This is a genomic window from Micromonospora sp. NPDC007208 (assembly GCF_042869175.1).
Taxonomy (GTDB): Bacteria; Actinomycetota; Actinomycetes; order Mycobacteriales; family Micromonosporaceae; genus Micromonospora; species Micromonospora foliorum.
In genome coordinates this window covers 50331-76723 of the sequence record NZ_JBIAFG010000021.1, presented here as the reverse complement: position 1 = coordinate 76723, position 26393 = coordinate 50331, and the positions used below count along the sequence as shown (strand labels likewise).

Below are 26393 nucleotides of genomic sequence, written 5' to 3'. Positions count from 1 at the left end.
GTTCGTCGTGGTGTCCATCCGTGACCGGGTCAAGCAGTTGGTTCCGACCCAGGTGACCACCCGAGTGAAGGAGTCGCTCGTCGACTACGGCGTTCGCACCAGTGATCGCCGGCCGCTGCCGGACTTCCTGATCATCGGGGCCAAACGGGGTGGCACGACCTCCCTGTGGAACTACCTCATCCAGCACCCGTTGGTGCCCCGGCTCTTTCCCGCCTGGAACACCAAGTCGGCGCACTACTTCGAGGAGCACTGGGGCCGCGGCGAATCCTGGTACCGCTCGCACTTCCCGACCGAGCGGCAGCGCGAGGCACTGGCCAAGCGGCACGGCGGGCCGGTCCGGGTCGGTGAGGCCGCCCCGCTGTACATGTTCCACCCGCTCGCCGCGCAGCGGGTCGCCGCGCTGATGCCGACGGTCAAGCTCATCGTGCTGCTGCGGGACCCGGTGGAGCGGGCGTACTCGCACTGGAAGGAACGCCGCACCCACGGCATCGAACCACTGGACTTCGCCGCCGCGCTGGCGGCCGAGCCGGAGCGCACGGCGGGGGAGCGGGAACGGCTGATCGCCGAGCCGGAGTCGTTCAGCGAGCCGTACGACTGGTACACGTACCGGGCCCGGGGGCGTTACCTGGAGCACCTGGAGCCGTGGCTGGAGCGTTTCGACAGGCAGCAGATCCTCTTCCTGCCCAGTGAGGACCTGTACCGCGACTCGCGGGCGACCTACCGGCGCACCCTGGACTTCCTCGGTCTGCCGGCGTACGACCTGCCCAACTTCAAGGTCTACAACGATCGGCGTTCGGCACCGCTGGAGCCGACGGTGCGCGCTGAGCTGACCGACTACTACCGGCCGTACAACGATGCGTTGCGCCAGCGGCTCGGGCTGGACCTCGACTGGGCGGACCGGGCGGCGTGACGACCCGGGTGGGCCCGGCCACCGACCCGCGTTCCCGGGTGGACGGCCTGGGTTGGGTGAGCCGCGCGGTCTTCCCGGACGACCGGGTCGGCCTGACCGTGGCGGGCGCCCTGCCGCCCGGTCACCAGGCGGTGGCCCGGTACGCGGTGGTGCCGTCGGTCGCCCGGGCCCGGTTCCTGGTGCCGTTGGGCGCGCCCCGGGCCGGGGCGGCGTCCCTGTTGGCGTACAACGCCCTGCGGCCACCGAAGGTGCGCGCGCTGCGGGCGGTGCTCGGCGGGCTGGCCCGGTTCGGCCGGGTGGGGCTCGCGCCCTTCCCGACGTTGACCGTCTCGGTGCCGGCCGGGGTGCCGGCCGCGGAGCTGCTGCTGAGCGAGCGGCTCTCCGCCGACCTGGGTGACACGCCGCTGCTGGCCGCGTTCGGGGTTCGCCCCCCTGACCCGAACGGCAAGCCCACCCTGCAACTCTTCAGCGCCGACGGGCGTCCGCGCGGCTACGCGAAGATCGGCTGGAACGACGCGACCCGCGCGCTGGTCAGCGCGGAGGCGGCGGCGCTGCGGGCGTTGCGCGCGGTGGTCGGCGTCGCCGACCACCCGACGCCGCCGAGGCTGCTCACCGAAACGTCGTGGGCCGGCCAGGTGGTCGCGGTGATCGAACCGTTGCCCCCGGCGGTACGCGGTGTGCCGGTGGACGATCCACCACGGATCGCGGCGCTGCTCGCGGTCGCCCGGCGTGGCGGCCCGGCGGGCACACCTCGACCGCTCGGCGACTCGGCCTTCCTGCGCCGGCTGGCCGATCAGGCCGGCCGGGCGGCCGCGACCGAGCCGGCCGGCGCACGGGCGGTCGCCGCGGTATCCGCGCTGGCCCGCCGGCATGGCGACACCAGCGTCGAGTTCGGTCACTGGCATGGTGACTGGGTGCCGTGGAACCTGGGCCGGCACGCCGGCCGGTTGGTCGCCTGGGACTGGGAGCACAGCGGGCCGGACGTGCCGGTCGGCTTCGACCTGGCGCACGACGCGTTCCAGCGGGCCCTCGTGCTGCGGGGGGAGCCGGCCGACGCCGCCGCGTCGGCCGTCGACGGGTATCTGAGCCGGCACGGTGAGCGGCTCGGCCTCGACGCGGCTCGTCGCCGGCTCGTCGCCGACGCGTACCTGGTGGAGATGTGGTTGCGCACCTGGCGGCTGGCCGACGCGGGCGCGGGCTGGAACGCCGCACTGCATCCCGCTCTCTTGGACGTCATCGAGAAAAGACATAGCGGCTGATCTGGAGGAATCGCGGCGGCGACGGCCCGCCGTAGAGTGACGACATAATCGCAGGTGGTGATGACGATCGATGGACCTCGGACGTTCGGCGCGCCGAACCGCCCGCCGTGGAGATCGTCATCTCGGCCGGTCGCGCTATTCAACGACCGGGGATCGTGTGATCTGCTTCTGCGTGGCGTGAACTGAAATTCCAAGCGAACTTGTGGGGAGTCGCGTGGACACGAACAACGACGACAGTGGGGCGCCGGTGCTGCTGCTGGTCGGCTCCAGCGGCGGCCATCTGGCCCAACTACTGGCCCTGCGGCCCTGGTACGAACAGTGGCGGCGCTGCTGGGTCACCTTCGACACCCCGGAGGCGCTGTCGCTGCTGGCCGGCGAGGACCTGGTTCCGGCGCACCACCCGACCACCCGCAACGTGCCGAACCTGCTGCGCAACGCGCTGCTGGCCTGGCGGGTGCTGCGGGCACGGCGGGTCGCCGCCGTGGTCACCACCGGCGCCGGGGTGGCGGTGCCGTTCGTGGTGCTGGCCCGGCTGCGGCGCATCCCTACCGTCTACATCGAGGTGTACGACCGGATCGACACCCCGACGTTGACCGCTCGGCTCTGCCGGCCGTTCCTCTCCGCGATGCTCGTGCAGTGGGACGAGCAGCGCCGGCAGTACCCCGAGGCGACAGTCGTCGGGACGCTGCTGTGACCCGGGAGACGGGCACCGCCTGGCGTCCGCAACCCCGGCCGACCACCGAGGCGGCCCGCCTGCCGCGCCAGCGCGACAGCTCGCCGGTCGCCCAGCTGCGACTGCTGGTCGCGGTGGGCACCGACAAGCACCCCTTCGACCGGCTCGTCGACTGGGTGGCCCAGTGGCACACGCAGGCCGCCGGCCCGATCGGGCTGACCGTGCAGCACGGGCACACCAGCGCGCCCCAGCTCCCCGGCGCGGTGCCGTTCCTCGGTCACGACGCTTTGCAACAGGCGATGGCCGATGCCGACCTGGTGGTCTGCCACGGTGGTCCGGCGACCATCCTGGAGGCCCGCCGGCACGGCCACCTGCCCATCGTGGTGCCCCGCGACCCGGCTCGCGGCGAGCACGTCGACAACCACCAGCTTCTCTTCGCCCGCCGGCTCGGCGCCGCCGGGCTGGTGGCGCTCTGCGAGACCCGGGAGGCGCTGCACGACGCGTTGGCCGCCGGGGTGGCCGACCCATCCCGGTACGCGGTGGCCGCCGACCCGGAGGCACACGAGGCACAACGGGCGGCGGTGGCCCGGGTCGGGCAGATCATCGACGACCTGGTGGCCCGCTCGACCCCGCGCCCACTCCGGTGGCGGGTCTGGTCCCGGCCGCGTCCGGGTACGAAGGAGACTCGATGACCCAGCAGCCGAGCGTCAGCGTCGTGGTGCCCACCCGGGACCGCCCCGAGCTGCTGCGGGCCGCGGTGGGCGCGATCCTGGCACAGGACTACCCGGGCCTGATCGAGGTCGTCGTGGTGTTCGACCAGTCCGCGCCGGACGAGTCGCTGGCCGAGCTGGGCGGCGGCCCGGCCCGCGCGGTACGGGTGATCCGCAACGCCCGTACCCCCGGGTTGGCCGGTGCGCGCAACAGCGGCACCCTCGCGGCCGAGGGTGAGCTGGTCGCGTTCTGCGACGACGACGACGAGTGGCTGCCCGGCAAGCTGGCCGCCCAGGTCGACGCGCTGGCCGGCGATCCGGCCGCCGAGTTCGTCTGCTGCGGCATCCGCGTCAACTACGACGGGCGCACCGTCGACCGGGTGCTCGACAAGGACCGGATCACCCTGGACGACCTGCTCCGCGACCGGATGACGGAGCTGCACCCGTCGACCTTCCTGATCCGCGCCACCGCGCTGCGTAACGGGTTCGGGTTGGTCGACGAGGAGATCCCGGGCAGCTACGCGGAGGACTACGAGTTCCTGCTCCGGGCCGCGCGCAGCGCCCCGCTGATCAACCTGCGCACGCCGTCGGTGCTGGTCCGCTGGCACAAGCGCTCGTACTTCGCGCAACGCTGGGACACCATCTCCGAGGCGTTGCAGTGGTTGCTGAAGCGCTACCCGGAGTTCGCCAGTCAACCTGCCGGCGAGGCCCGGGTGGCCGGGCAGATCGCGTTCGCCCAGGCCGCCTCCGGCGACCGCCGGGGCGCGCTGCGCTGGGCCCGGCGCACCCTGCGGAGCAACCCCCGCGAGCCGCGCGCCTACCTGGCCCTCGCCGTCGCCGGTCGGGTGGTCCGGGCCGACGCGGTGCTGCGCACCCTGCACAAGCGCGGTCGAGGGATCTGAGCCGCCGCCCGCGCGAGCGGGCGGCGAGGTCCGCTGGGCGGGACGCCCCGGGGAGCGCGCCGGGTCGGTGGCCCGCCGTGACAGACTGACCGCTGTGTTGCGCTGGCTGACTGCAGGTGAATCGCACGGTCCCGCCCTCGTCGCGATGTTGGAGGGGGTGCCGGCCGGCATCGAGGTGACCACCACCGAGATCGCCGACGAGCTGGCCCGTCGGCGGCTGGGCTATGGCCGGGGCGCCCGGATGTCGTTCGAGCGGGACGAGGTCGAGCTGCTCGGCGGCCTGCGGCACGGCGTGACCCTGGGCAGCCCGGTGGCGATCCGGGTCGGCAACTCCGAGTGGCCGAAGTGGCAGACGGTGATGGCCGCCGACCCGGTCGACCCCGACGAGCTGGCCCGGCAGGCCCGTAACGCCCCGCTGACCCGTCCCCGGCCGGGCCACGCGGACCTGGCCGGCATGCAGAAGTACGGCCACACCGACGCCCGGCCGATCCTGGAGCGCGCCAGCGCCCGGGAGACCGCCGCCCGGGTGGCCGTCGGCACGGTCGCCAAGGCGCTGATCCGTCAGGCGCTCGGCATCGAGATCGTCTCGCACGTCGTCGAGTTGGGCCCGGTGGCCGCGAAGCCCGGGCTGCGCCCGACGCCGTCCGACGCCGCCCGGATCGACGCCGACCCGCTGCGCTGCCTCGACCCGGAGGCCAGCGCCCTGATGGTCGCCGAGGTCGATGCCGCGAAGAAGGCCGCCGACACCCTCGGCGGCGTGGTCGAGGTGCTGGCGTACGGGGTGCCACCGGGGCTGGGCAGCCACGTGCAGTGGGACCGCAAGCTCGACGCCCGGCTGGCCACCGCCCTGATGTCCATTCAGGCGATCAAGGGCGTGGAGATCGGCGACGGTTGGCAGCAGGCCCGGTCCCGCGGCTCGGAGGCGCACGACGAGATCATCCCCTCGGCCACCGGCGTCCGCCGGGTCACCGACCGGGCCGGCGGGCTGGAGGGTGGCATCACCACCGGTGAGCCGCTGCGGGTCCGCGCCGCGATGAAGCCGATCTCCTCGCTGAACCGGGCGCTGGCCACCGTGGACATCACCACCGGCGAGCCGGCCACCGCGATCAACCAGCGCTCCGACGTCTGCGCGGTGCCCGCCGCGGCGGTGGTCGCCGAGGCGATGGTGGCGCTGGTGCTCGCCGAGGCGGCCACCGAGAAGTTCGGCGGCGACTCGATCGCCGAGATCCGTCGCAACCTGGCCGGTTACCTCGACGCGCTGGTCATCCGCTGATGGCGCCGGTCGTCGTGCTGGTCGGCGCGCCCGGCTGCGGCAAGACCACCGTCGGGCGGGCGCTCGCCGCCACCCTGGGCGTGGAGTTCCGCGACACCGACGCCGACATCGAGCAGATGGCCGGAAAGCCGATCCCGGAGATCTTCATCGACGAGGGCGAGGCGCACTTCCGTACCCTGGAACGGGCCGCCGTGGCCGCGGCGCTGGCCGCCGGCACGGGCGTGCTCGCCCTCGGCGGCGGCGCGGTGCTGGCCGAGGAGACGCGGGCCTCCCTGATCGGGCACCGGGTGGTGCACCTCTCGGTCGAGCTGCCCGACGCGGTGCGGCGGGTCGGGCTCGGCGCGGGCCGGCCGCTGTTGGCGATCAACCCCCGGGCGACCCTCAAGCACCTGCTGGACCAGCGCCGGCCGCTCTACGCCGAGGTGGCCACCGAGACGGTGGTCACCGACGGCCGGGCCCCGGCGCAGGTAGTCGCCGAGATCGCCGCGTTGCTCCCGCGCTGACGCCCCACCCTGCCGCGCCGATCTTGCACTTGCTGTCCCGGCGTAAGGGGTATTCGCCGCATCTCGGCAACCGGAACTGCAAGATCGGCGCAGTGGGGTGGGTGGTCCTCAGCCGCGGGCGATCTGGTCCAGGACGTCGGTCAGGGCCTTCGGCTCGCTGAGCATCGGCCAGTGCCCGGTGGGCACCTCGTGCAGTTGGCCGTCGGCCAGGCCGGTGAAGAACGGGTGCTCATCCTGGATCATCTGCCGCACCACGCTGAGCGGGAAGGTGCTGGCGACCAGCGCGGTCGGCACCGGACGCCCACCGGTGCGTCGGACCGGGTCGGTGGCGGCCCGCAGCGGCTGCGGGGTGGCCCGGGTGCGCAGCAGCGCGAGCGTCGGCTCGTCCAGGCCGGCCAGGTTGGTCGGGTCGGCGGCCGGGTCCCAGGCCGGCGGCGGCAGCAGGTGCCCGGTGCCGATCGCGGCGCGCAGTCGCTGCTGCTCCTCCGGCGGCACCGTGTCGAACTGCGCCGTGCCGTCCGGCAACGGCCCACTCTCCACGTAGACGACCCGGGCGATCCGGTCCGGAACGCGGTCCGCCGCCTGGGCGGCCGGCATCCCGCCGCCGGAGTGCCCGACCAGCAGGACGTCCCGCAGGTCCTCGACCTCGATCAGCCGGACGATGTCGGTGGTGTGCGTGTCCAGGCTGACCTCCGGCCCGGCGAGGTGGTCGCGTTCGGCCACCCCGGTCAACGTCATCGGGTAGACCTCGTGCCCCTGCGACCGCAGCGCGACCGTCACGTCCCGCCACGCCCAGGCACCCAGCCAGAATCCCGGCACCAGCACGAATGTCGCCATCTGTGGCTCCTTCTCTCGGTTACCGACAGACCGTACGATCGAATCCGGACAGGATCCGCCCGGTTTGAAGGAGTGGCCCGTGTCACATCCCGCAGGACGGGTGTTGGCCCTGCTCGAACTGCTGCAGACCCGGCACCGGGCGACGGCCGCCGACCTCGCCGGTCAGCTCGGGGTGGACGAGCGGACCGTGCGGCGGTATGCGACCACGCTTGTCGAGCTGGGCATCCCCGTGACCGCCGACCGGGGCCGCTACGGCGGCTACCGCCTGCACTCCGGATACAAGCTGCCGCCACTGATGCTCACCGACGACGAGGCGGTGGCCGTGCTGCTCGGCCTCGTCGTCGCCGAACGGGTCGGGCTCGCCACCGAGCAGCCCGCCACCGCCACCGCGCTGGCGAAGATCCGCCGGGTGCTGCCGGCGGCGCTCGCCGACCGACTCGCCGCCGTCCAGGAGCACCTGGGCTTCACCCTGCGTCGCCCGGAGCCGGAGCGCGGCCCGGCGTCGGGCACTTTGCTCGCGCTGGCCTCGGCCACCCGGCACCGGCAGCGGGTCGCGTTGGACTACCGCTCCTGGCGGGGCGAGCAGTCGCACCGCGAGCTCGACCCGTACGGGCTGGTCTTCCATTCCGGCCGCTGGTACGTCACCGGCCACGACCACCGGCGCGGGGAGGTCCGCACGTTCCGACTGGACCGGATCGGCGCGGTGACGCCCGGCGTGGCGACGTTCACCGTGCCGGACGGGTTCGAGGCGGTGGCCTGGGTGACCCGGTCGCTGGCCGGGGTGCCGTACGCGCACGAGGTGGAGGTCGTGCTGGAGACCGACCTGGTCGCCGCCCGTCGTCGCATCCCGCCCAGCGTGGCCGAGTTGACAGTCACCACCGACGGGGTGCTGCTGCGGGCCCGGGCGGAGAGCCTGCCCGGGATGGCGGCGCTGCTCGCCGGGCTGGGCTGTCCGTTCACCGTGCGGCATCCGGACGCGCTACGCGCCGCGGTGGCCGAGCACGCCCGCCGGCTGGCGGAGTGGGCCGCCCGGCCAGCAGGTGGACAGCCGCCCTCGCCGCGCCGCCCGCTGGACTAGGCTGCCGGCGATGGACGAGGTGACCCGGATTCCGGTCGGCGGCGAGCGGCCGTACGACGTCTTGGTGGGACGTGACCTGTTGGGCGCGCTGCCCGGCCTGCTGCCCGGCGCGACGCGGGCGGCGGTGCTGCACGCGCCTCCGCTCAAGGCTCTCGCGGACGCGCTCGGTGAACGCCTGCGCGCCGCCGGCGTCGAGCCACTGCCGATCGAGGTGCCCGACGCCGAGTCGGGCAAGCACATCGACGTGGCCTCCGCCTGCTGGGACCGACTCGGCGCGGCGGGCTTCACCCGTACCGACGCGGTGGTCGGCGTGGGCGGCGGCGCGGTGACCGACCTGGCCGGCTTCGTCGCGGCCTGCTGGTTGCGGGGGGTGCGCTGGGTGCCGGTGGCGACCTCGCTGCTGGGCATGGTCGACGCCGCGGTGGGCGGCAAGACGGGCATCAACACGGCCGCCGGCAAGAACCTGGTGGGCGCGTTCCACCCGCCGGTCGGGGTGTTGGCCGACCTGGCCACCCTGGACAGCCTGCCCGCGGTCGACCTGGCGACCGGGCTGGCCGAGGTCGTCAAGTGCGGCTTCATCGCCGACCCGACGATCCTGGATCTCATCGAGAGTGACCCGGAGGCCGCCACCGACCCCCGTGGGCCGGTGAGCCGGGAGCTGATCGAGCGGGCGATCCGGGTCAAGGCCGACGTGGTCGGCGGCGACCTGCGCGAGTCGGGCGTGCGGGAGGTGCTCAACTACGGTCACACCCTGGCCCACGCCATCGAGCAGAACGAGGGCTACCGCTGGCGGCACGGCCACGCCGTCGCCGTCGGCCTGGTGTACGCGGCCACGCTGGCCCGCCTCGCCGGGCGGCTGGACGCGCCGACCGCCGACCGGCACCGGGTCACCTTGCGCGCGCTGGGCCTGCCGGTGAGCTACCCGGCCGACGCCTGGCCGCAGCTGTTGGCCGCGATGCGGGTGGACAAGAAGGCCCGGGGCAGTCGGCTGCGCTTCGTGGTGCTCGACGGGCTGGCCCGCCCGGCGATGTTGGAGGGCCCGGACGACGCACTGCTGGAGGCCGCCTACGGCGAGGTCGCAGACCAGTGAGGGTCCACGTCTTGAACGGGCCGAACCTGGGTCGGCTGGGCACCCGCGAGCCCGACGTGTACGGCGCGACCACCTACGCCGACCTGGTGGCGCTCTGTGAGACCACCGGTCGGGAGCTGGGGCTGGAGGTGACCGTCCGGCAGACCGACGCGGAGCACGAGTTGCTCGGCTGGCTGCACACGGCGGCCGACGAGGGCGCCGCTGTGGTGCTCAACCCGGCCGCCTGGTCGCACTACTCGTACGCGGTCCGGGACGCCTGCGCCATGCTGCGGGGGCCGCTGGTCGAGGTGCACATCTCCAACATCCACACCCGCGAGGAGTTCCGGCACCACTCGGTGGTGTCGGCGGTGGCGACCGGGGTGATCTGCGGCTTGGGCATCGACGGGTATCGTCTCGCTCTGCACCATCTCGCCACCCGTTGAGAGGCCGCCCCGAGCGGGGACCGGCCGATTCGACGCAGCTAGTAGACTCGTAGGGTCTGTCCGCCAATTGATGATCAAGGCAGGAAATGGCCTCCACCAACGACCTCAAAAACGGCCTGGTACTCAACCTGGACGGCGAGCTCTGGGCCGTCGTCGAGTTCCAGCACGTCAAGCCCGGTAAGGGTGGTGCCTTCGTGCGCACCACGCTGAAGAACGTGCTGTCCGGGAAGGTGGTCGACAAGACCTTCAACGCGGGCACCAAGGTCGAAACCGCGACCGTTGACAAGCGCACGATGCAGTACCTGTACGCCGACGGCGAGGACTTCGTCTTCATGGATCTGGAGACCTTCGACCAGATCACCGTGCCCGGTGGCACCGTCGGTGAGGCAGCCAACTACCTGCTGCCCGAGGCGGAGGCGACCGTCGCCCAGCACGAGGGTGTGCCGCTCTACATCGAGCTGCCCACCAGCGTCGTGCTGGAGGTCACCTACACCGAGCCGGGCCTGCAGGGCGACCGTTCGACCGGCGGCACCAAGCCGGCGACCGTGGAGACCGGCGCCACCGTGCCGGTCCCGCTGTTCATCACCACCGGCGAGAAGATCAAGGTCGACACCCGCGACGGCCGTTACCTCGGCCGCGCCTGATGGCTGAGGGTTCCAAGCAGCAGATGCCGGCGCGCCGCAAGGCGCGCAAGCGGGCGCTGGATGTCCTCTACGAGGCCGACCTACGGGACAAGCCTCCGGTGGAGGTGCTCGCCGGCTACGTGCAGCGGATCGAGCAGCCCCGACCGGAGCATCTGGGTTACGCGGTGGGCCTGGTCGAGGGTGTCGCCGAGCACCTCGACCGCATCGACGAGCTGATCGCCAGCTACGCCGAGGGTTGGACGCTGGAGCGGATGCCGGTCGTCGACCGTAATCTGGCCCGGATCGCCGTCTACGAGTTGCTCTACGTCGACGAGATCGACGACGCGGTGGCGATCAGCGAGGCCGTGGAGCTGGCCCGGCAGATGTCGACAGACGATTCGCCGCGCTTCCTCAACGGGGTGCTCGGCCGGATCGCCGAGTACGCCACCCGCTGAGCGTCCCCACCGAACGCCGTAGTGCGAAAGGGCCCGTGCCAGTCGGCACGGGCCCTTTCGGTGAGGCGGCAGATCAGGTGGAGCGGCAGATCAGGAGGCGAAGAACGCCCGGGGGTCGGCCACCAGCACGCCGTGCTCGGTGAGCCGCTCGATCAGCCCCGACGGTGAGGCGTCGTAGACGATCGCGAGCGCCCGCAGGTCGTCGGCGCGGATGGAGAGCACCCGGCCGTTGTAGTCGCCGCGCTGCTGCTGGATGGCGCGGGCGTAGCGGGCGACGTAGGCCAGGTCCTCGGAGGCCTCGTCGTAGAGCCGCTCCAGGTCCAGGACAATCTTGCTGGTGGGCTCGTGACGGACACCACTGCCGTCCGGCAGCAGTTCCGAGACGGGTACGCGGTAGAACTCGGCCAACTCGGCCAGACGGGACACCGTCACGGCCCGGTCGCCACGCTCGTACGAGCCGACCACCACGGCCTTCCACCGCCCATTCGACTTCTCCTCCACACCCTGCAGGGAAAGACCCTGCTGCTGGCGGATGGAGCGCAGGCGGGCGCCCAGAGACTTGGCGTATTCAGAGGGCATTCGGACACTCCCAGTGCTGCTCGGGGTTCTCCCGTCGATCGCTACGGAGCGTGACGGTACGGGGAATGCGACACGTGGTCAAGTGGTCGTGCCCCTACCGTTGCGGAGCGTCCGGGGAGTTTTCCCCTTTTCCGGAGCCTGACCCGGTGGTCAGCGGCCGCCGTCCATCACCCCGGTGACCACTGGTAACGTGGCGGAAGCCCCGGCCCAGGTCCGCTGCGCGGTCCGGCCGGAGGTGCCCGACATCCTTTAACGACCCGTCCCGTGAGGCGGGGAAGGAGGTCCGCCGTGGCATACCCACCGGCTGCCCGCTCGTCACCACCGCGACAACCCTCGGTGAAGGTGATCCTCGCCAGCGCCGACGTGCAACGCGTGGTCGACCGCATCGCCCACCAGATCCTGGAGAAGACCCAGGGCGCCGCGAACACGGTGCTGCTGGGGATTCCCACCCGGGGCACCCCCCTGGCCCGGCGGCTCGCCGACCGGATCAGCACCTTCGAGGACGTCGCCGTTCCGGTCGGTGTGCTCGACATCACCCTGTACCGCGACGACCTCCGTCGGCACGCCACCCGCGCGGTCGGCCCGACCGAGCTGCCGTCCGGCGGGATCGACGGCAAACGGGTCATCCTGGTTGACGACGTGCTCTTCTCCGGCCGCACCGTCCGGGCCGCGCTCGACGCGCTCAACGACGTGGGCCGCCCGGCGTCGGTGCAACTCGCCGTCCTGGTCGACCGGGGCCACCGCGAGCTGCCGATCCGCGCCGACTACGTCGGCAAGAACATCCCGACCTCGCTCGCCGAGAGCGTCAAGGTGACGCTCGCCGAGATCGACGGGACGGACGAGGTCAAGCTGTACGGGGGCCAATCATGATCAAGCATCTGCTCTCCGGCGGGGACTTGGACGCCGACACCGCCACCGAGATCCTGGACACCGCCGCCGAGATGGCCACCGTCGCCGGCCGGGAGATCAAGAAGCTTCCCGCGCTGCGGGGACGGACCGTGGTGAACCTCTTCTACGAGGACTCCACGCGTACCCGGATCTCCTTCGAGGCGGCGGCGAAGCGGCTCAGCGCCGATGTGATCAACTTTTCCGCGAAGGGGTCCAGCGTCACCAAGGGTGAGAGCCTGAAGGACACCGCGTTGACCCTGCAGGCCATGGGCGCGGACGCCGTGGTCGTCCGACACCCCGCCTCCGGTGCGCCGCACCGCCTGGCCAACTGGGTGGACGGGTCGGTGGTCAACGCCGGTGACGGCACCCACGAGCACCCCACCCAGGCGCTGCTGGACGCGTACACCATGCGGGCCCGGCTGGGCCGGCTCGCCGGCCTGTCGGTCGCGGTGGTCGGGGACGTGCTGCACTCCCGGGTGGCCCGTTCCAACGTGCTGCTGCTCTCCACCCTCGGCGCCAAGGTCACCCTGGTCGGCCCGCCGACCCTGATCCCGGTCGACATCGCGGGCGCCCTCGCCCCCGGCACCGACGTCTCCTACGACCTCGACTCCGTCCTGCCCAACGTGGACGTGGTGATGATGCTGCGGGTGCAGCGGGAGCGGATGAACGACTCCTACTTCCCCTCCGCGCGCGAGTACGCCCGCCGCTACGGGCTCGACGGGCCGCGGATGCGCCGGCTGCCCGAACACGCGATCGTCATGCACCCCGGCCCGATGAACCGGGGGATGGAGATCACCCCCGAGGTCGCCGACTCACCCCGCTCCACCATCGTCGAACAGGTCACCAACGGGGTCTCCGTGCGGATGGCTGTCCTTTACCTGCTGCTCGGAGGGAACAACCGGTGACCGCGTACCTGATCACCAGCGTGAGTGTCGTCGGCGCCGCGCCGACCGACCTGCTGATCCGCGACGGCGTGATCGCCGAGGTCGGTCCCGGCCTGACCGCGCCGGACGCCACAGTCGTCGACGGCACCGGCCTGGTCGCCCTGCCCGGCCTCGTCGATCTGCACACCCACCTGCGCGAGCCCGGTCGGGAGGACGCCGAGACCGTCGAGTCCGGTTCCCGGGCGGCGGCGCTCGGCGGCTACACCGCGGTCTGCGCGATGGCCAACACCTCCCCGGTGGCGGACACCGCCGGCGTGGTCGAGCAGGTCTGGCGGCTCGGCCGGGAGGCCAGCCTGGTCGACGTGCAGCCGATCGGCGCGGTCACCGTCGGGCTGGCCGGCGAGCAACTGGCCGAGCTGGGCGCGATGGCCGACTCGGCGGCCCGGGTGCGGATCTTCTCCGACGACGGGCACTGCGTCGCCGACCCGAAGTTGATGCGCCGAGCCCTGGAGTACGTCAAGGCGTTCGACGGGATCATCGCCCAGCACGCCGAGGAGCCCCGGCTCACCGAGGGCGCCCAGATGCACGAGGGTGAGGTCTCCACCCGGCTCGGCCTGATCGGCTGGCCGGCGGTCGCCGAGGAGGCGATCATCGCCCGGGACGTGCTGCTCGCCGAGCACGTGGGCAGCCGACTGCACGTCTGCCACGTCTCCACCGCCGGCAGCGTCGAGGTGCTGCGCCAGGCGAAGGCCCGTGGGGTACGCGTGACCGCCGAGGTGACCCCGCACCACCTGCTGCTCACCGACGAACTCGTCAGCGGGCGCAGTGAGCTGGCCAGCCCGGAACTCGCCGCCGACTGGAGCCCGGCCGGAGCCTACGACCCGGTCTTCAAGGTGAACCCGCCGCTGCGTACCGCGGTGGACATCGCCGCGCTGCGCGCCGCCCTCGCCGACGGGGTGATCGACGTGATCGCCACCGACCACGCCCCGCACGCCGTGGAGGACAAGGAGTGCGAGTGGGCGTACGCCCGGCCGGGGATGCTCGGTCTGGAGACGGCCCTCTCCATCGCGCTGGACGTGCTCGGCCCCGAGTGGGACCTGATCGCCGAGCGGATGTCGCGCACCCCGGCACGGATCGCCGGCCTCACCGGGCACGGCGTCGACCCCGCGCCGGGTGTGCCGGCCAACCTGACCCTGATCGACCCGGCCGCCCGCCGCACCATCGAGCCGGCGGAGCTGGCCAGTCGCAGTCGCAACACCCCGTACGCCCGCATGACGCTGCCAGGTCGCATCGTGGCGACCTTCCTGCGCGGCGAGCCGACGGTCCTGGACGGAAAGGCTGTCAAGTGAGCAAGCGCAGACCCGCAATCCTGGTGCTGGAGGACGGGCGTACGTTCCCCGGTGAGGCGTACGGCAGCGTCGGGGAGACCTTCGGCGAGGCGGTCTTCAACACCGGCATGACCGGTTACCAGGAGACCCTGACCGACCCCTCCTACCACCGTCAGGTGGTGGTGCAGACCGCCCCGCACATCGGCAACACCGGCGTCAACGGCGAGGACGACGAGTCCGGCCGGATCTGGGTGGCCGGCTACGTCGTCCGTGACCCGGCCCGGATCGGCTCGAACTGGCGGGCCACCGGTGGTCTCGAGGACCGCCTCGCCACCGAGGGTGTGGTGGGCATCAGCGGGGTGGACACCCGGGCGTTGACCCGGCACCTGCGCGAGCGGGGCGCCATGCGGGTGGGCATCTCCAGCGTCGACAACGACCCCCAGAGCCTGCTGACCCGGGTCCGCCAGGCGCCGCAGATGGTCGGCGCGGACCTGTCCGCCGAGGTGAGCACCGCCGAGCCGTACGTCGTCGAGGCCCTGGGCGAGCACCGGTTCACCGTCGCCGCCCTGGACCTGGGCATCAAGCGCAACGTGCCGCGCCGGCTGGCCACCCGCGGGGTGACCACGCACGTGCTGCCGGCGTCGTCGAGCATCGACCAGATGCTCGCCACCGGCGCCGACGCGATCTTCCTGTCGCCCGGCCCGGGCGACCCGGCCACCGCCGACGCCCCGGTGGCGCTGGCCCGGGAGGCGCTGCGGCGGGAGGTGCCGCTGTTCGGCATCTGCTTCGGCAGTCAGATCCTCGGTCGGGCGCTCGGCTTCGGCACCTACAAGCTGGGCTACGGCCACCGGGGGATCAACCAGCCGGTGCTCGACCGGGTCACCGGCAAGGTCGAGGTGACCAGCCACAACCATGGCTTCGCCGTCCAGGTGCCGGGTGCGGGTGCCGGCGCGGTCGTCCCCGACCAGGTGATCGACACCGACTTCGGTGGCGTACGGGTGTCGCACGTCTGCCTCAATGACAACGTGGTCGAGGGGCTGCGGGCCGTGGACCTGCCCGCGTTCACCGTCCAGTACCACCCGGAGGCGGCGGCCGGCCCGCACGACGCGGACTACCTCTTCGACCGATTCGCCGACTTGATCGAGGGTCGGAACCACAGCAGGGGGCGCAGCAATGCCTAAGCGGACCGATCTCAAGCACATCCTCGTGATCGGCTCCGGGCCGATCGTCATCGGGCAGGCCTGCGAGTTCGACTACTCCGGCACCCAGGCCTGCCGGGTCCTGCGCAGCGAGGGGATCCGGGTCAGCCTGGTCAACTCCAACCCGGCGACGATCATGACGGACCCGGAGTTCGCCGACGCGACCTACGTCGAGCCGATCACCCCGGAGTTCGTGGAGCTGGTCATCGCCAAGGAGCGCCCGGACGCGATCCTCGCCACCCTCGGCGGGCAGACGGCGCTGAACACGGCAGTCGCCCTGCACGAGGCCGGCGTCCTGGAGAAGTACGGCGTGGAGTTGATCGGCGCGAACATCGACGCCATCAACCGCGGCGAGGACCGGCAGTTGTTCAAGGAGATCGTGGCGAAGGCCGGCGTACGCCTGGGCGTCGACGACCCGACCGGGCTGGTGCCCCGCTCGCGGGTCTGCCACTCGATGGACGAGGTCGAGGCGACAGTCGCCGAGCTGGGCCTGCCGGTGGTGATCCGGCCGTCGTTCACCATGGGCGGCCTGGGCTCCGGCATGGCGCACACCCCGGAGGACCTGGCCCGCATCGCCGGTGACGGCCTGTCCGCCAGCCCGGTGCACGAGGTGCTCATCGAGGAGAGCGTGCTCGGCTGGAAGGAGTACGAGCTGGAGCTGATGCGCGACCGGCACGACAACGTGGTGGTGGTCTGCTCGATCGAGAACATCGACCCGATGGGCGTGCACACCGGCGACAGCGTCACCGTGGCCCCGGCCATGACGCTCACCGACCGGGAGTACCAGCGCCTACGGGACCTGGGCATCGCCGTGCTGCGCGAGGTCGGGGTGGACACCGGCGGCTGCAACATCCAGTTCGCGGTCAACCCGGTCGACGGCCGGATCGTCGTGATCGAGATGAACCCCCGGGTGTCGCGCTCCTCGGCGCTGGCCTCCAAGGCGACCGGCTTCCCGATCGCAAAGATCGCCGCGAAGCTGGCCATCGGCTACACCCTCGACGAGATCCCCAACGACATCACCCTGAAGACCCCGGCGGCGTTCGAGCCGACCCTCGACTACGTGGTGGTGAAGATCCCCCGGTTCGCGTTCGAGAAGTTCCCAGGCGCCGACCCGGAGCTGACCACCACGATGAAGTCGGTGGGCGAGGCGATGAGCCTCGGGCGCAACTTCACCGAGGCGCTGAACAAGGCGATGCGCTCGATGGAGACCAAGTCGGCCGGTTTCTGGAGTGTGCCGGACCCGGCGGGCGTCACCCTGGCGGACACCCTCGCCGCGCTGCGGATCCCGCACGACGGCCGGCTGTACACGGTGGAGCGGGCGCTGCGCCTCGGCGCGTCGATCGCCGAGGTGGCCGAGGCGTCCGGCGGGATCGACCCGTGGTTCCTGGACCAGATCGCCGCGCTGATCGAGCTGCGCGCCGAGATCGTCGACGCGCCGGTACTCGACGCCGACCTGCTGCGCCGCGCCAAGCGGGCCGGTCTGTCCGACCGGCAGCTCGCCGCGCTGCGCCCGGAGCTGGCCGCCGAGGACGGCGTACGGACCCTGCGGCACCGCCTCGACGTGCGCCCGGTCTACAAGACCGTGGACACCTGCGCGGCCGAGTTCGAGGCGACCACGCCGTACCACTACTCGACGTACGACCTGGAGACCGAGGTCGTGCCGTCGGATCGGCCGAAGGTGCTGATCCTGGGCTCCGGCCCGAACCGGATCGGGCAGGGCATCGAGTTCGACTACTCCTGCGTGCACGCGGTCCAGGCGTTGCGGTCGGCCGGTTACGAAACCGTCATGGTCAACTGCAACCCGGAGACGGTCTCCACCGACTACGACACCGCCGACCGGCTCTACTTCGAGCCACTGACCTTCGAGGACGTGTTGGAGGTCTGGCACGCCGAGGACTCGTCCGGCCGGGCGGCCGGCGGGCCGGGCGTGGTCGGGGTGGTCGTGCAGCTCGGCGGGCAGACCCCGCTGGGCCTGGCGCAGCGGCTCAAGAACGCCGGTGTGCCAATCGTCGGCACCTCCCCGGAGTCGATCCACCTGGCCGAGGAGCGGGGCGCGTTCGGCGCGGTGCTGGCCCGCGCCGGGCTGCGCGCGCCGGCGCACGGCATGGCCACCTCGTACGACGAGGCCAAGACGATCGCCGACGAGATCGGCTACCCGGTGCTGGTCCGGCCGTCGTACGTGCTGGGCGGGCGGGGCATGGAGATCGTCTACGACGACCCGACGCTGCGCGACTACATCGGCCGGGCCACCGACATCTCCCCGGACCACCCGGTGCTGGTGGACCGGTTCCTCGACGACGCCATCGAGATCGACGTGGACGCCCTCTGCGACGCTGACGGCGAGGTCTACATCGGCGGCGTGATGGAGCACATCGAGGAGGCCGGCATCCACTCCGGCGACTCGTCCTGCGCGCTCCCGCCGATCACCCTCGCCGGCTCGCACCTGGTCGAGGTCCGCCGCTACACCGAGGCCATCGCGCGTGGCGTCGGCGTCCGCGGCCTGCTCAACGTGCAGTACGCCCTCAAGGACGACGTGCTCTACGTGCTGGAGGCCAACCCGCGGGCGTCGCGGACCGTCCCGTTCGTCTCCAAGGCCACGGCGGTGCCGCTGGCCAAGGCGGCGGCCCGGATCGCGCTCGGGGCGAGCATCGCCGAGTTGCGCGCCGAGGGCCTGTTGCCGGCGACGGGGGACGGGGGCACGATGCCCGCCGACGCGCCGGTCGCGGTCAAGGAGGCGGTGCTGCCGTTCAAGCGTTTCCGGACCCGCGCGGGCAAGGGGATCGACTCGCTGCTCGGGCCGGAGATGAAGTCGACCGGCGAGGTGATGGGCATCGACACCAACTTCGGGCACGCCTTCGCCAAGAGCCAGTCGGCCGCGTACGGGTCGCTGCCGACCGCCGGGAAGATCTTCGTGTCGGTGGCCAACCGGGACAAGCGCGGCATGATCTTCCCGATCAAGCGGCTGGCCGACCTGGGCTTCGAGATCGTCGCCACCGCCGGCACGGCCGAGGTGCTGCGCCGGCACGGCATCGCCTGCGAGCAGATCCGTAAGCACTACCAGGCCGGTGCGGGCGACGACGCGGTGTCGCTGATCGGCGGTGGCCACGTGGCGCTGGTGATCAACACGCCGCAGGGTTCGGGTGCCAGCGCCCGCTCCGACGGCTACGAGATCCGCAGCGCGGCCGTCACCGCGGACATCCCCTGCATCACCACGGTCCCCGGCGCCGCCGCGGCCGTGATGGGCATCGAGGCCCGGATCCGTGGCGACATGCAGGTCCGTCCCCTGCAGGACCTGCACGCCACCCTGCGGGCGGCCCAGTGACCCTGTTCGAGCAGGCGGTACGGCCGTGGTTGTTCCGGCTCGGGGGCGGGGACGCCGAGGCGGCGCACGAGTGGACACTGCGGCGGTTGACGGCACTGTCACGGCGGCCGGCCGCGCTCGCCGCGCTGCGGGCCCGGTACGCGGTCGACGCGCCGCGCACGGTGTTCGGGGTGCGCTTCCCCAATCCGGTCGGGTTGGCCGCCGGCATGGACAAGGACGGGGCGGCGCTGCCGGCCTGGCCGGCGCTCGGCTTCGGTTTCGTGGAGGTCGGCACGGTCACCGCGCACGCCCAGCCGGGCAACCCCCGGCCGCGGCTGTTCCGGCTGCCGGCCAGCGAGGCGGTGGTCAACCGGATGGGCTTCAACAACGCCGGGGCCGCCGCGCTGGCCGCCCGGTTGGCGGCGTTGCCGCGCCCGCTCGGGGTGCCGTTGGGCATCTCGCTGGGCAAGTCCAAGGTGACCCCGCTGGACGAGGCGGTCGAGGACTACCTCGCCTCGTACCGGGCGTTGCGCGGGCACGGCGACTACTTCGCGGTGAACGTGTCCTCACCGAACACCCCGGGCCTGCGGTCGTTGCAGGACCGCGCCCACCTGGACGCGCTGCTCGGCGCGCTGGTGGGGGAGAAGCCGGTGCTGGTCAAGATCGCGCCAGACCTGACCGAGGCGGCGATCGCCGAGCTGCTGGAGGTCTGCCTGGCCCGGGGCGCGGCCGGGGTGATCGCCACCAACACCACGCTGTCCCGGGACGGGCTCGCCGGCGTCGACGTCGAGCGTGGCGCGCAGGCCGGTGGCCTCTCCGGTCGGCCGCTCACCGGGCGGGCCCGGGAGGTGGTCGCCTTCGTGCACCGGGAGACCGCCGGCCGGCTGCCGATCATCGGCGTCGGCGGTGTGCTGGACCCGGACGACGCGGCGCGGATGTTCGATGCCGGCGCGGCCCTGGTGCAGCTCTACACCGGCTTCATCTACCGGGGACCGGCCCTGGTCCGCGCCGCCGCCCGCACGACTGCCACGTCGGCGGCACCGGACCCCGTCGCGGGCCGGTGACCGCCCCCGGCCCGGCGCTGGCCCGGCGCAACCGGGTGCCGGGCCGGCTCCGCGCCGGGGAGCCCACGCCCACTGTTCCCCCTTTGCTCTGCACCCCTGAACGCACCACCCCGAGCGCGACACTCGCCCACCGGGTGTCGCGTCCGCGGGTGCAGAGCAAAGGCAGCGGACAGGGGAGCGGCAACCACACCCAGGGGCACGCGGCGTTCACCGCCGACTGTCACGGCGACGGGCAAGGCGGCGGCGGCGAGTTTTGAACCGGCCGCAGGACGTCCGCCGTCCGGACCGCTTGAGGCACAGAACAGAGGAGTGCGCGTGACACCCGAGGAGATCCTGGCCGTCGACCGGGCGCACGTCTGGCACCCGTACGCCGCGCTGCCGCCGGCCAACGCGCCGTACGTGGTGCGCGGCGCCGAGGGGGTACGACTGACCCTGGACGACGGCCCGGAGTTGGTGGACGGGATGTCGTCCTGGTGGGCGGCGATCCACGGCTACCGGCACCCGGTGCTGGACGCGGCGGTGACCGACCAGCTCGGTCGGATGAGCCACGTGATGTTCGGCGGGCTCACCCACGAGCCGGCCGTGCGGCTGGCCAAGACGCTTGTCGAGCTGACGCCGGATGGCCTGGAGCACGTGTTCCTGGCCGACTCCGGCTCGGTCAGCGTCGAGGTGGCGGTGAAGATGTGCCTGCAGTACCAGCGGGCCGTCGGGCGCCCCCAGCGGCGCCGGCTGGCGACCTGGCGGGGTGGCTACCACGGCGACACGTTCCACCCGATGAGCGTCTGCGACCCCGAGGGCGGGATGCACCACCTCTGGGGCGACGTGCTGCCCCGGCAGGTGTTCGCCCCGGTGCCGCCGGGCGGCTTCACCGACCCACCCGACGACGCGTACGTGGCGGCGCTGGTGGAGACGGTCGAGCGGCACGCCGACGAACTGGCCGCCGTGATCGTCGAGCCTGTCGTCCAGGGCGCCGGCGGGATGCGCTTCCACCACCCGGGTTACCTGCGGGTGCTGCGCGAGGTGACCCGGGCGCACGGGATTCTGCTGATCTTCGACGAGATCGCCACCGGGTTCGGCCGTACCGGCGAGATGTTCGCGGCCGAGCACGCCGGGGTGACGCCGGACGTGCTCTGTCTGGGCAAGGCGCTGACCGGCGGGTACCTGACCCTCGCGGCGACCCTCTGCACCCCGGAGATCGCCCGGGGCATCTCGGCGACCGGCGTGCTGGCGCACGGGCCCACGTTCATGGGCAACCCGCTGGCCTGCGCGGTGGCGAACGCCTCCATCGGGCTGCTGCGAGCCGGAGACTGGGCCGGCCAGGTCGCCAGGGTCGGTGCCGGCCTGCGCGCCGGCCTGGAGCCGCTACGCGGCGCGCCGGGCGTGATCGACGTACGGGTGCTCGGCGCGATCGGCGTGGTCCAGCTCGATCACGAGGTCGACCTCGGCGCGGCGACCTCGGCAGCGGTCGACCAGGGGGTGTGGTTGCGCCCGTTCCGCGACCTGATCTACACGATGCCGCCGTACGTCACCGACGACGCCGACCTGGCCCGGATCGCGAGCGGGGTGGCGGCGGCGGTGGCGGCCGGCTGAGTCGGCCCGGTCACCGGGTCGACGGGTTACCCGGGCGGGGCCGCCGCCCGGACGAGAAGAGGGGAACCTTCCGATGGAGAGCTTCGGTACCCGGCTGCACCGGGCGATCACCGAGCGGGGCCCACTCTGTGTGGGCATCGACCCGCATCCCGGTCTGCTGGCCCAGTGGGGCCTCCCGGACGACGTTCACGGGCTCGACCGGTTCAGCCGGACCGTCGTGGAAGCGCTCGGTGACCGGGTTGCGGTAGTCAAGCCTCAGTCGGCCTTTTTCGAGCGGTTCGGGTCCCGAGGTGTGGCGATTCTTGAGTCAACTATCCGACAGTTACGGGATGCCGGCTCGCTCGTTCTGCTCGACGTCAAGCGTGGCGACATCGGCTCGACGGTGAGCGCGTACGCCTCCGCGTACCTTGATCCATCCAGCCCCGTGTATGTCGACGCGGTCACCGCGAGCCCCTACCTCGGGGTCGGTTCACTGGCGCCGATGTTCGAACTGGCCGCCGAGCACGGTGGCGGGGTGTTCGTGCTGGCCCTCACCTCCAACCCCGAGGGCGCGGCCGTGCAGCGGGCCGTCACGGCCGACGGCCGCACCGTGGCGCAGACCGTGATCGACGAGATTTCCCAGCTCAACAGGGGTGCGACCCCGCTGGGGAGCTTCGGTCTGGTGGTCGGGGCGACCATCGGTGACACCGGTCACGACCTCTCCGGTGTGGGGGGCCCACTGCTCGCTCCGGGGCTCGGCGCACAGGGTGCCGGCGCGGCCGATCTGCGTACCGTCTTCGGTTCGAGCCTCGCCTCGGTGCTCCCGTCGTACTCCCGGGAAGTGCTCTCGGCCGGCCCCGATGTGGCCGCGTTGCGGGCCGCTGCGGACCGCGTGTTGGTCGACTGCCGGGCCGTCCTGCCTGCCCGGTGACTGACTGACGGGTCGGTCACTCTACGGTGATCATGCGGCCCCCACGTTGCCGAAAGCTCCGTTGGCCGCTAGTTTTCCCCGCGCTGGGAACCATGGACCCCTTGGTTCACAGCGACACCACGTTTCACAGATGCGGCGGTGCGCCCCGCCCGCCGCGATAGGGACCTGAGGAGAACTGGTGCCGCTCCCGTCACTGACCCCCGAACAACGCGCTGCCGCGCTCGAGAAGGCCGCGGAGATCCGCAAGGCCCGTGCTCAGCTGAAGGAGCAGCTCAAGCAGGGCAAGACCACCCTCGGTGCCGTCCTCGAGCGGGCCGAGAGCGACGACGTCGTTGGCAAGCTCAAGGTGTCGGCCGTCCTGCAGGCCATGCCGGGCATCGGCAAGATCCGGGCTACCCAGATCATGGAGAAGCTCAAGATCGCCGACAGCCGTCGCCTGCGTGGCCTCGGCGAGCAGCAGCGCAAGGCACTGCTTGGAGAGTTCGCCGCCAACTGAACCTGGCAGCGTGTAGAAACAAGCAGTGAGCACGGATGACGAGGCGCGCCCGGCGGCTCGGCTCACTGTCCTGGCTGGACCTTCGGGTTCCGGCAGGGAGAGTGTCGTCGAGCTCGTCCGGGCGCGTTCTCCGTCCGTGTGGATCCCGGTTGCGGCAACCACCAGGCCGCGCCGGGAGTCGGAGGTCGACGGGGTGGACCGCGTCTTCCTCGCCCCCGCCGAGTTCGATCGCTGGATCGTCGACGGCGAGCTGCTGGAGTGGTCCCGGATCGGTTCACACCGCCGGGGCACCCCGTACCCGCCGCTGCGCGCCCGGCTCGACGCCGGGCAGCCGGTACTGCTCCCGCTCGACCTGCGCGGCGTCCCACTGGTCCGCGCGCGCCTGCCCGATGCCCGGCTGGTGCTGCTGAGCCCACCCGGGTACGCCCCGGCCGCCACGGTGGCCGCCACCGTCGAGCACGCGCTGACCCACGACCACACCGAACGGGTGGTCGACGAGCTGGTAGGCTTACTCGGTTCTTCTTATCCGGATCCGGCCTGGTCGCGCGTGCGTGGCTGACGGTCGGCCGCCGTTGAGACTCAGCACCGCGTCCGCGCGGCTCGAAAGACGCAGAGGTTAATTCGTGGGATCCATTGCCAACCCCGAAGGCATCACCAACCCGCCGATCGACGAGCTCCTCGAGAAGACGACGTCGAAGTACGCGCTGGTCATCTTCGCCGCCAAGCGCGCGCGCCAGGTGAACGCCTACTACAGCCAGCTCGGTGAGGGTCTGCTGGAGTACGTCGGCCCGCTCGTCGAGACCACCCCGCAGGAGAAGCCCCTCTCGATCGCCATGCGCGAGATCAACTCGGGCCTGCTCACCGCCGAGCCGACCGACCAGCCGTAAGCCTCCGCTGGCCGATGTCCGCCTCGATCGTCCTCGGGGTCGGTGGCGGCATCGCCGCCTACAAGGCGTGCGAGCTGCTGCGACTCTTCACCGAATCGGGTCACCGGGTTCGGGTCGTGCCGACCGCGTCGGCGCTCCGCTTCGTGGGAGCGCCGACCTGGGCCGCGCTCTCCGGTCAACCGGTCGCCGACGACGTCTGGACCGACGTCCACGAGGTGCCGCACGTCCGGCTCGGTAAGCAGGCGGACCTGGTGGTGGTCGCGCCGACCACCACGGACCTGCTCGCCAAGGCCGCGCACGGCCTCGCCGACGACCTGCTGACCAACACCCTGCTGACCGCCCGCTGCCCGGTCCTGCTGGCCCCGGCCATGCACACCGAGATGTGGGAGCACCCCGCCACCGTGGCCAACGTCGCCACGCTGCGTTCCCGGGGTGTGCGGGTCATCGAGCCCGCCGTCGGCCGGCTCACCGGCGCCGACACCGGCAAGGGCCGGTTGCCCGACCCGGCGGAGATCTTCGCCGTCGCCGGTCGGCTCCTGGCCCGCGGTGACTCCGCGCCCGCCGACCTGGCCGGCCGCCGGGTGGTCGTCACCGCCGGTGGCACCCGCGAGCCGCTGGACCCGGTCCGCTTCCTGGGCAACCGTTCGTCGGGCAAGCAGGGGTACGCGTTCGCCCGCGCGGCGGTCGCCCGGGGTGCCCGGGTCACCCTGATCGCGGCAAACGTCGGCCTCGCCGACCCGGCCGGCGTCGACCTGGTCCGGGTGGGCACCACCGCCGAGCTGCGCGAGGCGACCGTCAAGGCCGCCGTCGAGGCCGATGCCGTGGTGATGGCGGCGGCTCCGGCCGATTTCCGGCCCGCGACGTACGCGCCTGGCAAAATCAAGAAGTCGGACGACGGTGTCGCGCCCACCATCGAGCTCGTCACGAATCCGGACATCGCGGCGGAGCTCGGCCAGCGCAAACGACCGGAGCAGGTGCTGGTGGTGTTCGCCGCCGAGACCGGCGATGCCGAGGCCAACGGCCGGGCGAAACTCGCCCGGAAGCGGGCCGACCTGATCGTGGTCAACGAGGTCGGCCCGGACCTGGTCTTCGGCGCCGACACCAACACGGTGACGGTCATCGGCGCGGACGGTTCGGTCAGCCGGTTGCCCGAGCAGGCCAAGGAAGCTGTGGCCGACGCCGTCTGGGATCTCGTCGTGGCGCGGCTTCCCGGCCGCTCCTGACGGGTGGAACAGGGCGCGACCGATCCCGACACCGGCCGCAGTGGTGATTAGACTGCCGCGGAACGACCTCACACGCTTAGGAGTGCCGTGACACGCCGTCTCTTCACGTCCGAATCGGTCACGGAAGGCCACCCGGACAAGATCGCTGACCAGATCAGCGATGGCATCCTCGACGCGCTGCTGGCCGAGGACCCCCACAGCCGCGTGGCGGTGGAGACCATGATCACCACCGGTCAGGTGCACATCGCCGGTGAGGTGACCACCAAGGCGTACGCCGACATCCCGACGATCGTCCGCCGGACCATCCTCGACATCGGCTACGACTCGTCGAAGAAGGGCTTCGACGGGGCCTCCTGCGGGGTCAGCGTCTCCATCGGCGCGCAGTCGGAGGACATCGCGCAGGGTGTGGACAACGCCTTCGAGCTGCGCACCGGGGCATCGGAGAGCGCGCTGGACGCGCAGGGCGCCGGCGACCAGGGCATGATGTTCGGCTTCGCCTGCTCGGAGACGCCCGAGCTGATGCCGCTGCCGATCGCGCTCGCCCACCGGCTGGCCCGCCGCCTCTCGGCGGTGCGCAAGGACGGCACGATCCCGTACCTGCGGCCGGACGGCAAGACCCAGGTCACCATCGAGTACGAGGGGCTGCGCCCGGTCCGGCTGAACACCGTTGTCGTGTCCAGCCAGCACGCCGCCGACATCTCGCTGGACTCGCTGCTCACCCCGGACGTGCGCGACCACGTGATCGCCCCGGAGCTGGAGAGCCTCGGTCTGGACACCGAGGGCTACCGGCTGCTGGTCAACCCGACCGGCCGGTTCGAGATCGGTGGCCCGATGGGCGACGCCGGGCTGACCGGCCGCAAGATCATCGTCGACACCTACGGCGGGTACGCCCGCCACGGTGGCGGCGCGTTCTCCGGCAAGGACCCGTCCAAGGTGGACCGCTCGGCCGCGTACGCGATGCGCTGGGTGGCCAAGAACGTGGTCGCCGCCGGTCTCGCCGAGCGGTGCGAGGCGCAGGTCGCCTACGCCATCGGCAAGGCGCACCCGGTGAGCCTGTTCATCGAGACGTTCGGCACCGAGACGGTGCCCGTCTCCTCGATCGAGAAGGCCGTCACCGAGGTCTTCGACCTGCGTCCGGCCGCGATCATCCGGGACCTCAACCTGCTCCGCCCGATCTACCAGCAGACCGCCGCGTACGGCCACTTCGGCCGGGAGCTGCCGGACCTGACCTGGGAGAGCACCGACCGGGCCGCCGACCTCAAGTCGGCCGCGGGAGCCTGACCGCCACCAAGCGCAGCGACCGGCGACC

The 26393-nt window shown here is 72.2% G+C and carries 27 protein-coding genes; 25 read left to right on the top strand and 2 right to left on the bottom strand.

Translation table 11 applies throughout. The features are described 5' to 3' along the window. The first annotated feature begins 7 nt into the window (after window positions 1-7). The 7 genes from ACFYL6_RS30070 to ACFYL6_RS30040 all read left to right on the top strand — a co-directional run bounded on the left by ACFYL6_RS30070 (window position 8) and on the right by ACFYL6_RS30040 (window position 6230). Window positions 8-910, top strand: a complete 903-nt coding sequence (locus ACFYL6_RS30070) for a sulfotransferase domain-containing protein (protein ID WP_387176492.1) — start codon at window positions 8-10, stop codon at window positions 908-910. Then, window positions 907-2169, top strand: a complete 1263-nt coding sequence (locus ACFYL6_RS30065) for a hypothetical protein (protein ID WP_387176432.1) — start codon at window positions 907-909, stop codon at window positions 2167-2169. The genes ACFYL6_RS30070 and ACFYL6_RS30065 overlap by 4 nt, the downstream gene beginning before the upstream one ends. 214 nt (window positions 2170-2383) lie before the next feature. After that, entirely contained in the window at window positions 2384-2863 is a 480-nt protein-coding gene (locus ACFYL6_RS30060; protein ID WP_387176430.1) for a UDP-N-acetylglucosamine--LPS N-acetylglucosamine transferase, read from the top strand. Continuing rightward, a complete protein-coding gene (locus ACFYL6_RS30055) occupies window positions 2860-3534 on the top strand; it encodes a glycosyltransferase (protein ID WP_387176428.1) in 675 nt (224 codons plus the stop codon). Before ACFYL6_RS30060 ends, ACFYL6_RS30055 begins: the two co-directional genes overlap by 4 nt. After that, entirely contained in the window at window positions 3531-4454 is a 924-nt protein-coding gene (locus tag ACFYL6_RS30050) for a glycosyltransferase family 2 protein (protein ID WP_387176426.1), read from the top strand. The genes ACFYL6_RS30055 and ACFYL6_RS30050 overlap by 4 nt, the downstream gene beginning before the upstream one ends. 94 nt (window positions 4455-4548) lie before the next feature. Beyond that, window positions 4549-5727: a chorismate synthase gene (gene aroC, locus ACFYL6_RS30045; protein ID WP_387176424.1), complete on the top strand. Its 1179-nt coding sequence runs from the start codon at window positions 4549-4551 to the stop codon at window positions 5725-5727. Beyond that, window positions 5727-6230 carry a shikimate kinase gene (locus ACFYL6_RS30040; protein ID WP_387176422.1) on the top strand — a complete coding sequence of 168 codons (504 nt, stop codon included), beginning with the start codon at window positions 5727-5729 and terminating at the stop codon, window positions 6228-6230. The genes aroC and ACFYL6_RS30040 overlap by 1 nt, the downstream gene beginning before the upstream one ends. 108 nt (window positions 6231-6338) lie before the next feature. Here ACFYL6_RS30040 and ACFYL6_RS30035 read toward each other — a convergent pair whose 3' ends face one another. Next, on the bottom strand, window positions 6339-7067 hold the full coding sequence (locus tag ACFYL6_RS30035) for an alpha/beta fold hydrolase (RefSeq protein WP_387176420.1): 729 nt from the start codon (window positions 7065-7067) through the stop codon (window positions 6339-6341). Between the two features lie 79 nt (window positions 7068-7146). Between ACFYL6_RS30035 and ACFYL6_RS30030 the strand changes: the two genes are divergently transcribed. From ACFYL6_RS30030 to nusB, 5 genes are all read left to right on the top strand, one after another. Next, on the top strand, window positions 7147-8145 hold the full coding sequence (locus ACFYL6_RS30030; RefSeq protein WP_387176418.1) for a helix-turn-helix transcriptional regulator: 999 nt from the start codon (window positions 7147-7149) through the stop codon (window positions 8143-8145). Between the two features lie 10 nt (window positions 8146-8155). After that, the gene (gene aroB / locus ACFYL6_RS30025) at window positions 8156-9235 is read left to right on the top strand and encodes a 3-dehydroquinate synthase (protein WP_387176416.1); all 1080 of its coding nucleotides are present in this window, start codon (window positions 8156-8158) and stop codon (window positions 9233-9235) included. Then, window positions 9232-9657 (top strand): type II 3-dehydroquinate dehydratase, encoded by a 426-nt coding sequence (aroQ, locus tag ACFYL6_RS30020; RefSeq protein ID WP_387176414.1) that lies wholly within the window; start codon window positions 9232-9234, stop codon window positions 9655-9657. The genes aroB and aroQ overlap by 4 nt, the downstream gene beginning before the upstream one ends. 86 nt (window positions 9658-9743) lie before the next feature. After that, window positions 9744-10301 carry an elongation factor P gene (gene efp, locus ACFYL6_RS30015; protein WP_007458344.1) on the top strand — a complete coding sequence of 186 codons (558 nt, stop codon included), beginning with the start codon at window positions 9744-9746 and terminating at the stop codon, window positions 10299-10301. A gap of 23 nt (window positions 10302-10324) precedes the next feature. Further along, window positions 10325-10735 carry a transcription antitermination factor NusB gene (gene nusB, locus ACFYL6_RS30010; protein ID WP_208641306.1) on the top strand — a complete coding sequence of 137 codons (411 nt, stop codon included), beginning with the start codon at window positions 10325-10327 and terminating at the stop codon, window positions 10733-10735. Between the two features lie 90 nt (window positions 10736-10825). Here the strand turns inward: nusB and ACFYL6_RS30005 are convergent, their stop codons facing one another. Then, window positions 10826-11314, bottom strand: coding sequence for a transcriptional regulator (locus ACFYL6_RS30005; protein ID WP_007458348.1), 489 nt, complete (start codon window positions 11312-11314; stop codon window positions 10826-10828). A gap of 288 nt (window positions 11315-11602) precedes the next feature. Here ACFYL6_RS30005 and pyrR point away from each other — a divergent pair, with 288 nt between their 5' ends. The 13 genes from pyrR to metK all read left to right on the top strand — a co-directional run bounded on the left by pyrR (window position 11603) and on the right by metK (window position 26365). After that, on the top strand, window positions 11603-12184 hold the full coding sequence (gene pyrR / locus ACFYL6_RS30000; RefSeq protein ID WP_238660418.1) for a bifunctional pyr operon transcriptional regulator/uracil phosphoribosyltransferase PyrR: 582 nt from the start codon (window positions 11603-11605) through the stop codon (window positions 12182-12184). Continuing rightward, complete coding sequence (locus tag ACFYL6_RS29995; protein ID WP_030335650.1) at window positions 12181-13107, top strand: aspartate carbamoyltransferase catalytic subunit; 927 nt, start codon at window positions 12181-12183, stop codon at window positions 13105-13107. Before pyrR ends, ACFYL6_RS29995 begins: the two co-directional genes overlap by 4 nt. Then, the gene (locus ACFYL6_RS29990; protein WP_387176411.1) at window positions 13104-14435 is read left to right on the top strand and encodes a dihydroorotase; all 1332 of its coding nucleotides are present in this window, start codon (window positions 13104-13106) and stop codon (window positions 14433-14435) included. Before ACFYL6_RS29995 ends, ACFYL6_RS29990 begins: the two co-directional genes overlap by 4 nt. After that, on the top strand, window positions 14432-15595 hold the full coding sequence (carA, locus tag ACFYL6_RS29985; RefSeq protein WP_387176409.1) for a glutamine-hydrolyzing carbamoyl-phosphate synthase small subunit: 1164 nt from the start codon (window positions 14432-14434) through the stop codon (window positions 15593-15595). The genes ACFYL6_RS29990 and carA overlap by 4 nt, the downstream gene beginning before the upstream one ends. Continuing rightward, the gene (gene carB / locus ACFYL6_RS29980; protein ID WP_238660415.1) at window positions 15588-18935 is read left to right on the top strand and encodes a carbamoyl-phosphate synthase large subunit; all 3348 of its coding nucleotides are present in this window, start codon (window positions 15588-15590) and stop codon (window positions 18933-18935) included. Before carA ends, carB begins: the two co-directional genes overlap by 8 nt. After that, on the top strand, window positions 18932-19978 hold the full coding sequence (locus ACFYL6_RS29975; RefSeq protein WP_387176407.1) for a quinone-dependent dihydroorotate dehydrogenase: 1047 nt from the start codon (window positions 18932-18934) through the stop codon (window positions 19976-19978). The genes carB and ACFYL6_RS29975 overlap by 4 nt, the downstream gene beginning before the upstream one ends. Before the next feature lie 315 nt (window positions 19979-20293). After that, window positions 20294-21568, top strand: a complete 1275-nt coding sequence (locus ACFYL6_RS29970; RefSeq protein WP_387176405.1) for an adenosylmethionine--8-amino-7-oxononanoate transaminase — start codon at window positions 20294-20296, stop codon at window positions 21566-21568. Between the two features lie 73 nt (window positions 21569-21641). Then, window positions 21642-22478, top strand: a complete 837-nt coding sequence (gene pyrF, locus ACFYL6_RS29965) for an orotidine-5'-phosphate decarboxylase (protein WP_387176403.1) — start codon at window positions 21642-21644, stop codon at window positions 22476-22478. Between the two features lie 178 nt (window positions 22479-22656). Then, the gene (gene mihF, locus ACFYL6_RS29960) at window positions 22657-22974 is read left to right on the top strand and encodes an integration host factor, actinobacterial type (protein ID WP_030335662.1); all 318 of its coding nucleotides are present in this window, start codon (window positions 22657-22659) and stop codon (window positions 22972-22974) included. A 25-nt stretch (window positions 22975-22999) separates the two neighbouring features. Then, window positions 23000-23533 carry a guanylate kinase gene (locus tag ACFYL6_RS29955; RefSeq protein WP_387176401.1) on the top strand — a complete coding sequence of 178 codons (534 nt, stop codon included), beginning with the start codon at window positions 23000-23002 and terminating at the stop codon, window positions 23531-23533. 64 nt (window positions 23534-23597) lie between these two features. After that, window positions 23598-23861, top strand: a complete 264-nt coding sequence (rpoZ, locus tag ACFYL6_RS29950; RefSeq protein ID WP_030335666.1) for a DNA-directed RNA polymerase subunit omega — start codon at window positions 23598-23600, stop codon at window positions 23859-23861. Window positions 23862-23875: 14 nt separating this feature from the next. Then, window positions 23876-25084, top strand: coding sequence for a bifunctional phosphopantothenoylcysteine decarboxylase/phosphopantothenate--cysteine ligase CoaBC (gene coaBC, locus ACFYL6_RS29945; protein WP_387176399.1), 1209 nt, complete (start codon window positions 23876-23878; stop codon window positions 25082-25084). Between the two features lie 87 nt (window positions 25085-25171). Beyond that, window positions 25172-26365 (top strand): methionine adenosyltransferase, encoded by a 1194-nt coding sequence (metK, locus tag ACFYL6_RS29940; protein ID WP_387176397.1) that lies wholly within the window; start codon window positions 25172-25174, stop codon window positions 26363-26365. Window positions 26366-26393: the final 28 nt, after the last annotated feature.

Coding starts and splice junctions, on each gene's coding strand:
- ACFYL6_RS29995 (WP_030335650.1), top strand. CDS start 12,181: ATGATCAAGCATCTGCTCTCCGGCGGGGACTTGGACGCCGACACCGCC.
- carB (WP_238660415.1), top strand. CDS start 15,588: ATGCCTAAGCGGACCGATCTCAAGCACATCCTCGTGATCGGCTCCGGG.
- aroB (WP_387176416.1), top strand. CDS start 8,156: ATGGACGAGGTGACCCGGATTCCGGTCGGCGGCGAGCGGCCGTACGAC.
- pyrF (WP_387176403.1), top strand. CDS start 21,642: ATGGAGAGCTTCGGTACCCGGCTGCACCGGGCGATCACCGAGCGGGGC.
- ACFYL6_RS30040 (WP_387176422.1), top strand. CDS start 5,727: ATGGCGCCGGTCGTCGTGCTGGTCGGCGCGCCCGGCTGCGGCAAGACC.
- coaBC (WP_387176399.1), top strand. CDS start 23,876: ATGTCCGCCTCGATCGTCCTCGGGGTCGGTGGCGGCATCGCCGCCTAC.
- nusB (WP_208641306.1), top strand. CDS start 10,325: ATGCCGGCGCGCCGCAAGGCGCGCAAGCGGGCGCTGGATGTCCTCTAC.
- efp (WP_007458344.1), top strand. CDS start 9,744: ATGGCCTCCACCAACGACCTCAAAAACGGCCTGGTACTCAACCTGGAC.
- ACFYL6_RS30035 (WP_387176420.1), bottom strand. CDS start 7,067: ATGGCGACATTCGTGCTGGTGCCGGGATTCTGGCTGGGTGCCTGGGCG.
- ACFYL6_RS30050 (WP_387176426.1), top strand. CDS start 3,531: ATGACCCAGCAGCCGAGCGTCAGCGTCGTGGTGCCCACCCGGGACCGC.
- ACFYL6_RS30005 (WP_007458348.1), bottom strand. CDS start 11,314: ATGCCCTCTGAATACGCCAAGTCTCTGGGCGCCCGCCTGCGCTCCATC.